Here is an 11,849-nt window from a genome sequence, read left to right on the forward strand (position 1 = left end):
ACATCGGCGGCATCCCCTTTTCTCGGGACACCCGGTCGAGGGCCCTGATACCCCGAACCGACGGGCTTTCCTCGACCCCCGCTTCGACCAACAGGGATACAGTGCGCTGTGTGAACGTCGACGCCGGTTCCCTGGTCGCGGGCCTTCGGGCGACATATGAGAGCGGTGCGACGAGACCGCTCTCCTGGAGGCTCGGGCAGCTCCGGGCGCTGGGGCGGCTGCTGCGCGAACGTCGCTCCGATCTCGAGGCCGCCCTGGCCGCGGATCTCGGCAAGCCGCCGACCGAGTCGTTCGTGACCGAGATCGCCTTCCTCACCGCCGAGGTCGACCACACCCTCTCCCATCTGAGGGGATGGCTGCGTCCGCGTCGCGTCGCCGTACCCGCCGTGCTCCTCCCCGCTTCCGCCCGAACAGTGCTGGAGCCCCTCGGTGTGGCTCTGATCATCGCGCCCTGGAACTACCCGCTGATGCTGTCGGTCTCGCCGCTCATCGGAGCGCTCGCCGCGGGCGACACCGTGGTCCTCAAGCCGAGCGAGATCGCCCCGGCCACCTCGGCTGTCCTCGCCGATCTGCTCCCCCGCTACCTCGACAGCCGGGCCGTCGCCGTCGTCGAAGGCGGGGTTCCGGAGACGACGGCTCTGCTCGAGCAGCGCTTCGACACCATCTTCTACACGGGCAACGCTCGTGTCGGCCGGATCGTCCTCGAGGCGGCTGCGAAGCACCTCACCCCGGTGACGCTCGAGCTGGGAGGCAAGTCGCCCGCCTACGTCGACGAGACGGCCGATCTGCGGACGACGGCCCAGCGCCTGGTCTGGGGGAAGTACCTGAACGCCGGTCAGACCTGCGTCGCCCCCGACTACGTGCTGGCGACGCCGCGGGTGGCCGACAGGCTCGTGCCCCTCCTCGCCGAGGCGATCAGGGACCAGTTCGGAACCGACCCCTCCACGAGCCGCGACTACGGCCGCATCGTCGACGAGCGTCAGTACGAACGCCTCGTTCCCCTGCTCGGGAGCGGCACCGTCGCTGCCGGCGGGCAGACCGACGGATCGCAGCGCTACATCGCCCCCACAGTTCTGACAGGCGTCGACATCGATTCGCCTGTCATGCGCGAGGAGATCTTCGGCCCGATCCTGCCGATCGTCACAGTGCGGGATGAGGATGAGGCGCTGGCCACCGTCGCCGCGCGGGACAAGCCGCTCGCCCTCTACCTGTTCAGCACCGATCGGGCGACGCGTCGTCGTTGGCTGCGCCGCACCAGCTCGGGAGCCGTCGTCCTCGGCGCGGCAGTCGTCCATCTCAGCGTGCCGGGGCTCCCGTTCGGCGGGGTCGGCGCCAGCGGGACGGGCAGCTATCACGGACTGCGCTCCGTCCGGGTGTTCAGCCATGAGAAGGCCGTGCTCGACAAGCCGCAGCGTCCCGACACCCTCGCGCTGCTGCGCGCGCCGTACACGGACGGCCGCAAGCGCCTCATCGGTCTCCTGCTCGGCGGTCTCCGCCGCAGATAGCGGAGCCCGCTACCCGGCCTTCGTTTCGACGAGCTCAACGAGCGGCCTCGCCCTGCCCACGGTCTTCGTTTCGACGAGCTCAACGGGCGGCGCCCCCCGCCCACTGAGCGCAGCGAAGGAAGGACCCCCGCGACGCGCCACACCCTTCGTTTCGACGAGCTCAACGGGCGGCGGCCCCGCCCATTGAGCCCGTCGAAATGAGCGACCCGAAGGCGACCCGACTACTGGAAGAGCAGCCCGCGGATCTCGCTCTCGGCCGAGCCGAGACGTGACGGGTCGATGGTCTCTCCGGAGTGGTACCGGTCGACGAGGCGAGGGTCGACGTAGCTGGCGCGGGCGATGCTGGGGGTGTTGCTGAGCACCTCCGCGGCGTCCCGCATCGCCTGGGCGACCGCTCGGGTGCGCGCCGTCTTGGCCGCCTCGACCCCGTGCTTCGCGAGGCTGGTCGCCGCGGCGACCGTTCCGTGCAGGGTGCGGAAGTCCTTGGCCGTGAATTCGCCGCCGGTCCGTTCGCGCACGTACTCGTTGACCTCGGCCGCGGTCAGGGGATGCCAGGTCGTACCCTCTTTGTAGGCGAGGAGACGCGCGTTGGGGCCTCTCTTCTTCAGCTGGCGGACGATCGCGGCGAGATCCTTGTCGCGGATGTCCGACTCCCACGCTTTGTGGCTCTTCGCCGGGAACTTCAGCTCGACGATGTCGCCGTGCACGCGGGCGTGGCTGCACAGCAGGGTCGTGAGGCCGTGACTTCCGTTCGATTCCGCGTACCGCTCTGACCCGACCCGCAGCGAGCCGGTGTCGAGCATCCGGAACGCCGCAGCCAGGGCCCGCTCACGGGTCAGCCCGTCGCTGCGGAGATCCATTGTGACGCGCCGCCGAGCGGTCGGCAGCGATTCGGCGAGTTCCATGGCACGGTCGAACTTGATGCGGTCCTTCTTCTCACGCCACGTGGGGTGGTAGATGTACTGCTTCCGCCCGGCGGCGTCGTACCCGATCGCCTGGATGTGCCCATTGTCGTAGGGGCAGATCCAGACGTCCTTCCAGGCGGGTGGGATGCCGAGACGCTCGAAGCGCTCGCGCAGCTCGGTGTCGGCGACAGCGCCGTCCTTCGTGCTGCGATACGAGAATCCGGAGCCTGCGCGCACGCGGAGGAACCCCTGGCCGGTCGAGTTCGTCCTCCGCAGTCGCACGCGGCGAGTATAGGACGCCCCCGTCTGAGGGCTCGCCGAGTGTCCGTGCCTCAGCCGAACTCGGCCGCCGCCGCCCAGATTCCCCAGGCGCTCGCGCCGACGGTTCCGGCCGCGAGCGCCACGAGGCCGCCGAGGATCGCCGTCCGGGCACGCACGAAACCGGGCGTGCGGAAGCGGATGGGGTTCTCGATGAAGCGAAGGCTGAGTCCCGCGACGACGAGACAGAGGGCCAGCACGCCGATCAGGACGTACCAGGGCGTCGGGACCCCGGTGATGAACGGAAGGAACGCGATGATCGGCCAGTGCCACAGGTAGAGCGAGTACGACGCATCGCCGAGCCACTGGACGAACCGGAGCCGCGCGATCCGGATGGTGCCCCAGCTCAGTTCCGGAGCTCCGGCGATGATCACGGCGGCAGCACCGAGGGCCGGCACCACCGCGAGCGGGCCGGGGAAGGCTCCGGGATCGCGCCACGCCAGCACCGCTCCGACGATGGCGGCCACTCCCAGCCACGAGATCACTCCCCGCTGCCGCGGAGTGAGGAACGAGTGGGCGAGCGGCAGGAAGGCGAGCAGACCGCCGAGTCCGAACTCCCACGCGCGGGCGAAGGTCGAGTAGTAGGCGACATCCGACGCCGACACCCCTGTCTGCAGCACGCAGTAGACGAACGACGCGATGGTCACGGCACCGAGGACGACCCCGAAGACCGGTGCGATCCTCGGTCCGCGGCGCCCGAGGACCCCGATCGCCGCGTAGCAGAGGATGATTAGAAGCGGCCAGACGAGGTAGAACTGCTCCTCGACCGACAGCGACCAGAAGTGCACGACGGGCGAGGCATCGAGCACGGCGCGTGTCGGGTCGAGGCTGGCGATGGCGAGGAACCAGTTCTGCACGTAGAGCAGGCTCGCCACGATCTCGCCCAGGTACTGCTCCCAGAGTCCGCGAGGAACGAAGACGAGGGTGAGCACCGCGCAGACCGCCAGCACGACGATGGCGGCGGGCAGCAGCCGGCGGGCGCGGCGCAGGTAGAAGGAGCGCAGCGCGATCGTGCCGGTCCTCTCGCGTTCGCGGATCAGCTGGCCGGTGATGAGGAACCCCGAGATGACGAAGAAGACGTCGACCCCGACGAAGCCTCCGGGTGCGAACCGGGGCCAGACATGGCCGATGACGACGGCGAGCACGGCGATGGCGCGGAGAGCCTGGATCTCCGGGCGCACGCCGGATCGCTCCCGGAGCGGTGTCGCGCGCGCGCTCATCCTGGAACGCTAGGCGACACGGCCTTGTGCTGACTGGGAGCGCAACCGAAGCGGCGGAGGAGATCGCGGGGGGCGAGCAGGCCGCCTCGTGTTTCCTGGTCGTGAATTCCGTGTTACGGAGTGTGAGGAGGAGTACCCCGATCGCCTTTTATCTGTCACTGTCATAAAAAAACAGGCACCTCTCCCCCTTCGAAAGGCGCACGCGATGACGTCGACAGAAGCTCCCTCCGCAAGCAATGCCCGGCGCGCCGTCCTCGGCGTGCCCGCCATCGCGTTCCTCGTGGTCAGCGCCGCGAGCCCCCTCTCCGTCGCTCTGGGCTCCGCGCCCCTCGCCCTGCTGTTCGGCGGACCCGGGGCCGCTGTCGGGTTCCTCGTGATCGGCGTGGTCCTCGCACTCTTCGCCGTGGCGTTCCTGCCCATGACCCGCTACGTCGCCGCACCTGGCGCCTTCTACTCCTACATCGAGCGGGGCCTCGGACGGGCGTCCGGCAACGGCGCAGCGCTGATGACGCTCCTCGCCTACGCATCCCTCGCGGTCTGCGGCTTCGCCCTCTTCGGCGTCTACGGCTCGACGGTGCTCACCGGCGTTGCGGGGGTGGCCACGCCGTGGTGGATCCCCGCTCTGGTGGCGGTGGCCATCGTCGTCGCCCTCGGACAGCTGAACATCCAGGTCAACGCCCGCCTGCTCGGAGTGCTGCTCGTCATCGAGATGGTCGTACTCGCCGTCATCTCGGTATCGATCCTCGTCCAGGGCGGCGCCATGGGACTCTCGCTGGACGCCTTCGCGCCCCAGAACGTCTTCACCCCGACGATCGCGATCGCGATCCTCTTCGCCTTCGCCTCCTGCCTCGGCATCGAGTCGACAGTGGTCTACCGCGCCGAAGCGCGCGACCCGGACCGCACCATCAAGCGATCCCTCTTCGTGGTCATCGCCTTCATCGCACTGTTCCACACGTTCTTCCTGTGGCTGCTCGTCCAGGCCGCCGGCCCCGACGTGATGACGGTGTTCGGCGCGGATCCCGCCGGTGCCGTCCTCGCCATCGCGGACCGGTACGCCGGACCGTGGGCGTCGACCGTCCTGGTGCTGCTGGTCCTGGTGAGCATCCTCGCCAGCTGCCTGGCCTTCCACAACATGCTGAACCGCTACGCCGCCAAGCTCGCCGGAGACCGTCTGCTCCCCCGGGCTTTCGCAACCATCACGAAGCGCGGAGCGCCGAGGGTCGGAGGCCTGACCCAGGGCGCTCTCGCGGTGGTCGTGATCGCGGTATCCCTCGTCCTCAATCTCGACCCGTACCTGCAGACCTACATCCTCGTGAGCACCCCCGGGGTGGTCGGGATGCTCGTCACGATGACCCTGACGGCGCTCGCCGCCCTGGTGTTCTTCATCCGCACGTCCGAGGTCGCCCGTCGGCGCATCCTCATCGCCGTCTCCGCCGTATCGACGGCCCTGTTCTCCGGGCTCGTCCTCATCGTCGTGCAGCAGCTCGACTACCTCACCGGCCTCGGTCCGGTGGCCAACACACTGCTCGTCCTGCCGCCCGTCATCGCCTTCGCGGCCGGGGCCCTCGTCACCGTGGCGCGCTCGCGCAACACGGCGCTCGCGCCGGCACCGGTCGCCCGGGCGAGCGAGACAATCGAGTCGTGACCTCGAACAGCACGCTCTACATCGGCGGCCGCATCCGCACCGGCGACCCCCTCCTTCCCTCCGCGACGACCATGCTCGTGTCCGGAGGAAGGGTCGTCGCATTGGGCTTCACCGAGCCCCACGATGTCCCCGCCGGCACGGTCGTCCGAGACCTGGGCGGCGCGACCGTGCTTCCCGGCTTCATCGACGCCCACGTGCACCCGCTGATGGGCGGCCTCCAACTGCTCGCCACGGGCTTCGCCGGCATCCAGAGCGTCGAGGGCTACTGGGCAGAGCTCCGCCGACTCGATGCAGTGACCCCGCCCGGCGAGTGGATCGTCGCCGCCGGCTATTCCGCCGTGCTCGTCGCCCGCGAACGGATCACCCGCCGCGAGCTCGACGCCGTCATCGGAGACCGCCCCGTGCTGATGGTGAACAGCGATCTCCACGGCGGCCTCGCGAACACCGTCGCGTTGAGGGCCGCGGGGCTTCTCGACTCGCAGGAGTTCTCGAGCGAGTACGTCGAGCGGGGCGACGACGGCGCACCGAACGGGCTCGTCAACGAGGAGGCCATGGCCCGGGTCATGTCGTTCTCGCCTCCGCCGTCGGAGGCGGTCGCGGAGAAGGCCCTCCTCGAGGCCCAGGCGCACCTCCACTCGCTCGGCGTCGTCGGCTGGCAGGATGCACTCCTCGGCGACAAGCACGGCGGCGAGGACCCGACCGCGCGCTATCTCGCGCTCGACGCGGCAGGGCGCATCACCGCGCGAGTCTCGGGAGCCATCGGCTGGGACCGTGCGCGGGGTGTGGAGCAGGTCCCCGACATCCTCGAGCACGCGAGGGCCTTCACGGGGGCACGCCTGTCCGCCCCCGCCGTCAAGATCCTCCTCGACGGCGTGCACGAGGCCGGGACCGCGTCGATGCTCGCGGAGTACAACGACGCCGCCGGCAGACCCCTCGGCAACTCGGGCCCCACCATGATCGAACCGGGCCTGCTTGACGAGGCCCTCGTCGCCCTCGACGCCGCCGGTCTCGACGTGCACATCCACGCCCTCGGCGACCGGGCGGTCCGCGACGCCCTCGACGCCGTCGACGCGGCCCGCCACGCCAACGGGCACCGCGGCACCCGCCATCAAGTCGCGCACGTGACATTCATCGACCCGTCCGATGTCCCGCGGTTCCGGGAGCTCGACGTCACCGCCAATGCCCAGCTCATCTGGGTGGCCGACGACTTCCTCGACTTCGCCCAGTACGAGATCTTCGTCGGACCCGAGCGCCGCGCCCGCCAGTCGGCTCTCGCCGAGTGGGACGCAGCCGGCTTCCGATGGAGCGCAGGGAGCGACTGGCCCGTGTCCAGCGCCGCACCGCTCGACGCCATCACGGCAGGGAGCCGGCGGAGGATCCACGGAGACGGGCCGACGGGTCCGCTGTGGCAGCGGCTCCCCGCGACGCGGATCATCGACGCCTACACTTCCGGCTCTGCTTTCACGAGCCGCCTCGACGACAACGGCGTCCTCCGCGCCGGATCCCACGCCGATTTCGTCCTACTCGACCGCGATCCCGCCGGGCCGGGTCCGGCGAACGAGAGCACCGTGCTCGAGACCGTCGTCGCCGGGGAGACCGTCTACGCGGCGGATAGTATGCCGTGACGTCGCATCGAGGAGGACCGTGCCGAAGATCATCGATCGCGAGGAACGCCGGGACCGTCTCGCCGCGGCCGTACTCCGGGTGATCCGACGCGGCGGGATCGACGCCGCGACCATCCGCAACATCGCCGCTGAGTCCGGCTGGAGCCGCGGAGTGGTCGAGCACTACTTCGACGGGCGCGACGAGTTGATGGCCTTCTCCTACCGCTACGCGCTCTCACGGGCGTTCCCGGACGCCTCCTCGGTCAGTTCCATCGAGGACCCTCGCGATCGCCTCCTCGCGACCGTGATGGCCTGGCTCCCCCACGACGACGACTCGCGGCTGGACAACAAGCTCTGGCTCGACTTCGTGGGACGACTCCACGACAACGAGACGCTGCGCGGGGCGGTCGCCGAGGTCAACGACCAGTGGATCGCGGACATCGCCGAGGATCTCGCGGCGTGCGCCGCCGATGGTCGCTACCGCCTTGTCCACTCCCTGGCGACGGTTGCCGAGATGCTGTCCGTTTTCGTGGACGGCGTTCTGATCTCCGATCAGGTGTACCCCGAGCGCATCGACAGGACAGCGCGCGAGTCGTTCGTGACCGCATTCGTCACGACGCTCGTCGTTCCTGCGGCCTAGCTTTTACCTCCCCGAAACCTTGGGGAGTTGAACCCGCTCGTTTTTATATGACAGTGTCATAGCTAACGAACGATCGGATCCGTCATGTCGCAGACCGCCACCGCCGCTCCGGCACCGGGACACCCCGAACCCGCCTCCCATCCCCTCGAGCCGCTCGCCCGCGCCGAATACGACACGGTGCGCAGCATCCTCGACGCGGCGGGCGTCGTCAGCCCCTCGACGCGGTTCGCCTACGTCGGGCTGGAGGAGCCGTCGAAGGCCGACGTGCTGGCGGGCGGCCCGCTCGATCGGCGCGCGCGCGTCATGCTCCTCGATATCGAGACCGGCGCTGCGAGCGACCTCGTGGTCTCGCTGGCGGACGGCCGCGTGCTGACGGCCTCCCCCGTCGATCGCGGGATAGCCGGAGATGTGCCTCAGCTCGGATCCGAGCTCACCCTCGCCGCTGAACTCGTGACCGCCGATGCGCGCTGGCTGGCTGCGCTCGAGTTGCGCGGAGTCGACCCGGCACTCGTGCAGTGCGATGCCTTCACCGCCGGCAACTTCGACATCGAAGGCGAGCGCGACATGCGTCTCGTGCGGGTGCTGCCGTGGCGGAGGCCGACGCCGACCGCCAACTACTGGGCCTATCCCATCGAAGGACTCATCGCCTACGTCGACCTCCTCTCCCGAACGGTCGTCTCGGTTACCGACACCGGGGCGGTGGCGATCCCCGAGGAGAGCGGCGACTTCATGGGAGACGGAGACGTCGTGCCCGTCCAGCGCCTCAGGCCCCTCGAGATCCACCAGCCCGACGGACCGTCCTTCCAGGTCGACGGGCACGCGATCGAGTGGGACCAGTGGACTCTCCGTGTCGGTTTCGACATGCGCGAAGGCCTCACGCTTCACCAGCTGCGTTTCGCGGGCCGAGACATCGTCTACCGGGCCTCCATCGCCGAGATGGTGGTGCCCTACGGCGACCCCAGCCCGCTGCGGTTCTGGACCAACTACTTCGACACCGGCGAATACCTCGTCGGTCGCCTGGCGAACTCGCTCGTGCTCGGCTGCGACTGCCTCGGCGACATCACCTACCTCGACGCCGTCGTCGCGGGCGAGCACGGCGAGCCCGTGTCCATCGCCAACGCGATCTGCATCCACGAGGAGGATGCGGGGGTGCTGTGGAAGCACACCGACGGCGACGGCCGAGCTCAGACCCGCCGCTCGCGCCGGTTCGTCGTCTCCTACGTCACGACGGTCGGCAACTACGACTACGCGTTCTACTGGTATCTCTACCAGGACGGCCGCATCGAACACGAGGTCAAGCTCAACGGCATCGTCTTCACCACGGCGAGCCCTGACGGGTACGCCTACGCCTCCCGCATCGCGCCGGGCCTGTCCGCGCCGTACCACCAGCATCTCTTCAGCGCCCGCCTCGACATGATGGTCGACGGCGTCACGAATCGGGTCGACCAGATCGAGGCCGTCCGGGTGCCGATGGGAGAGGGGAACCTCTACGGCAACGGATTCACCCGCTCCGTCGCAACCATCGTCGACGAGACCGACGCCGCCCGGTTCGCGGATGCCTCGACAGGACGGGTATGGAACATCGTGAACCCCGGCAGGTTCAATCGCCTGGGACACGAGGTCGGCTACACCCTGCGTCCGCAGCACAACCCCACTCTGATGGCCGACGACGGGTCGTCCGTCGCCGGCCGGGCAGCGTTCGCCACACGCCACCTCTGGGTCACGGCCTACGATCCCGCGGAGCGATATCCGGCCGGCGACTACGTGAACCAGTCCCCCCGAGGTGAAGGACTGCCCGCCTACCAGGCCGCGGGTCGGAACCTCGACGGCGCCGACGTGGTGGTCTGGCACACCTTCGGTCTCACCCACTTCCCGCGCACCGAGGACTGGCCCGTGATGCCGGTCGACCATGTCGGCTTCGCGCTCGTCCCCTACAACTTCTTCGATCGCAACCCCGCGCTCGACGCCGCTCCCCCGACCCCGGTGCACGCGCACGGTGACGGAGCGGGGTGCGACTGCTCGCACGGAGACGGCTGCCGGTGCTGACCGTCCCGACTCTCGCGGCGCTCGGCCTGTCGGGGATCGCCGTGGCACTCGCCATCCCGTCTCGGCTCGGGCTCCTGTCCGCGCTGGCGCTCCTGACGGCGGCGATCGGCTTTCTGATGTGCCTTCCCACGCCGATGGGCGACGCCGGCATGGCGGCGGTCGCCTCCGTCCTCGCCGCGACGGCCGGCGCGTCGGTGGCGGGGGCCGTGTTCGCCGGTGCCCGTCGGCGCTCCCGCCGGGTCGTGGCCGGATACCTGTTCGTGACGCTGGACCTCGTACTGATGGGCGCGATGATGCTCACTGCCGGGCACACCCGCGGAGCCCATCACGGGGCGGGCGTCGCTGCGGCTGTCACCGCGATCGCCGCCCTCGCCATCGCGGCCCGCGTCGTCGATGCTCGGCAGCGCGGCGCGCGTTCGGTCCGGGAGCCCGCCTGCTCGGCCTGCATGTTCACCGGCATGGGGCTCGCCGGGGTTCTCTCGTGACCGGGAGCCGCGCCGCCGCTCCCGAGGGGACAACGATGTGAGAACCCGCATCTCCGGGCCTCGCCTCGTCGCGGTCGCGAGCGCTCTGATGTTCGTCGGCATCGGTGCGGGCTACTACGCGATCACCGCGATCGTGGACGCGGTGATCGCCGAGGGTCGCTTCGAGGTTGCGACGGTCGCCGTGGCGACGGCGGTCAGTTTCATCGTCAACAGTGTCGTGACCCCACTCGTCGCGCGATCGATCCGTGTGGTGGGCGCGCGCACTACGATCGCCGTCGGCGGGGTGGTATCGGCGGTCGGTTTCGCCGCGATCGGGTCGGGGCCGGGGTGGCCCTGGCTGATCTTCGGCTTCGCCGCGCTCGGTGCCGGTGTCGCCGCGTCGAGCTATCTTCCGCTGGCCGACCTGCTGGTCTCCGCACTGCCGCGGCCGGCGGTCGGCATCACGATCGTCTACACAGGCGGATCCGTCGGGGGGATGCTGCTCGGCCCCGCCGTGGTCGCACTGCTCGCCGGTCTCGGCAGTGCGGCGTTGGCGACGATCGTCGCGCCGCTCTACGCCCTGTGCGTTCTGGCCCTGGCGGCGTCGCTTCCGGCGACCGCACCGCGCGACACCACGCGGACCCTGCCGGGCGACGGCGACGCCTCTGCTTCGAAGGCTCTGATCGGTCCGGTCGTATTCCTCACCGTGCTCGGCGCGACGACCCTCGCAGCTCAGGTGCAGATGCTCCAGGTCGGCAGGGTGCTCGACATTCCGGGAGCGTCGATCGCGACCGTCCTGATGCCGGCCGCCGCCATCGTCGGCCGGGGTCTCTATCTGCTCCTCGAACGGCGGATGCCCGCGCAGTCGTCGGCGGCCCTCGTCGGGGCTGTCGCCGTGGCGGGCTTCGCGACCCTCGCCGTCCCGTCGTCCGTCGCCTTCGCCATCGGAAGCTCGCTGGTCGGTCTCGCGATGGGACTGTCGGTGGTCGTTGCGCCTGCGCTCGTCCTGGCCTTCACCGGGCGCCGCGACTTCTCGTCGCGCTACGCGATCGTGCTGCTCTGCGTCGGCCTCGGATACGGTGCCGGGAGTCTTCTCCTGCCGGCGGCGCTCGAGTCGCGGACGACGACGAGCGCGGGACTGCTGACCTGCGCGGTGCTGGTCGCGTTCGCGACGGTCGCGTTACTGGCCCGCTATCCCGCGATGCGAACGGTCGAGGCGACCCCGGCGCAGCACGACTCGTAGCGCCCGCGGACAGCCCGCCCGCTATTTGTCTCCGACAGCCCTGTCGGCCTTGTCGCGGGCGTTCCTGATCGCGTCGGTGTGCTTGCCGCCGCTCGCTTTGTCGGCGGCCTTGGCGGCGGCGTCGAGGAGCTTGTCGCTGACCTCCTCCGCCTGCTTCCCGTGGAGCGCCTGCTGGACCTTCTCGTCCTTCAGGAACTGCTGAGCCTTGCCGGTGATATCTCCGAAGCCTGCCATCCCCCGAGCGTACGAACGGTTCCTG

General features: G+C 69.7%; 10 protein-coding genes. 7 read left to right on the forward strand and 3 right to left on the reverse strand.

What is annotated here, in order from left to right; translation table 11 throughout:
• Positions 1–110 precede the first annotated feature (110 nt).
• On the forward strand, positions 111–1,505 hold the full coding sequence (locus tag DDQ50_RS00925) for an aldehyde dehydrogenase family protein (protein WP_240614189.1): 1,395 nt from the start codon (positions 111–113) through the stop codon (positions 1,503–1,505).
• Positions 1,506–1,726: 221 nt separating this feature from the next.
• Here the strand turns inward: DDQ50_RS00925 and DDQ50_RS00930 are convergent, their stop codons facing one another.
• Complete coding sequence (locus DDQ50_RS00930) at positions 1,727–2,692, reverse strand: DNA topoisomerase IB (protein WP_116754866.1); 966 nt, start codon at positions 2,690–2,692, stop codon at positions 1,727–1,729.
• A gap of 50 nt (positions 2,693–2,742) precedes the next feature.
• Entirely contained in the window at positions 2,743–3,948 is a 1,206-nt protein-coding gene (locus tag DDQ50_RS00935; protein ID WP_116754867.1) for an acyltransferase family protein, read from the reverse strand.
• 205 nt (positions 3,949–4,153) lie between these two features.
• Here DDQ50_RS00935 and DDQ50_RS00940 point away from each other — a divergent pair, with 205 nt between their 5' ends.
• The 6 genes from DDQ50_RS00940 (at position 4,154) to DDQ50_RS00970 (ending at position 11,590) form a co-directional block, all read left to right on the forward strand.
• Entirely contained in the window at positions 4,154–5,593 is a 1,440-nt protein-coding gene (locus tag DDQ50_RS00940; RefSeq protein WP_116754868.1) for an APC family permease, read from the forward strand.
• A complete protein-coding gene (locus DDQ50_RS00945) occupies positions 5,590–7,218 on the forward strand; it encodes an amidohydrolase (protein ID WP_116754869.1) in 1,629 nt (542 codons plus the stop codon). Before DDQ50_RS00940 ends, DDQ50_RS00945 begins: the two co-directional genes overlap by 4 nt.
• Positions 7,219–7,237: 19 nt before the next feature.
• A complete protein-coding gene (locus DDQ50_RS16985) occupies positions 7,238–7,837 on the forward strand; it encodes a TetR/AcrR family transcriptional regulator (RefSeq protein WP_165829642.1) in 600 nt (199 codons plus the stop codon).
• Positions 7,838–7,921: 84 nt separating this feature from the next.
• On the forward strand, positions 7,922–9,883 hold the full coding sequence (locus tag DDQ50_RS00960) for a primary-amine oxidase (RefSeq protein ID WP_116754871.1): 1,962 nt from the start codon (positions 7,922–7,924) through the stop codon (positions 9,881–9,883).
• On the forward strand, positions 9,877–10,368 hold the full coding sequence (locus DDQ50_RS00965) for a hypothetical protein (RefSeq protein WP_116754872.1): 492 nt from the start codon (positions 9,877–9,879) through the stop codon (positions 10,366–10,368). The genes DDQ50_RS00960 and DDQ50_RS00965 overlap by 7 nt, the downstream gene beginning before the upstream one ends.
• A gap of 37 nt (positions 10,369–10,405) precedes the next feature.
• Positions 10,406–11,590 (forward strand): MFS transporter, encoded by a 1,185-nt coding sequence (locus DDQ50_RS00970; protein ID WP_116754873.1) that lies wholly within the window; start codon positions 10,406–10,408, stop codon positions 11,588–11,590.
• Between the two features lie 21 nt (positions 11,591–11,611).
• On the opposite strand, the gene DDQ50_RS00975 is transcribed toward DDQ50_RS00970, so the two are convergent.
• Complete coding sequence (locus DDQ50_RS00975; protein ID WP_116754874.1) at positions 11,612–11,824, reverse strand: Rv0909 family putative TA system antitoxin; 213 nt, start codon at positions 11,822–11,824, stop codon at positions 11,612–11,614.
• Positions 11,825–11,849 lie beyond the last annotated feature (25 nt).

Origin of the sequence: Amnibacterium flavum (genome assembly GCF_003097495.1) — a bacterium.
In the GTDB taxonomy this organism is placed as follows: Bacteria; Actinomycetota; Actinomycetes; order Actinomycetales; family Microbacteriaceae; genus Naasia; species Naasia flava.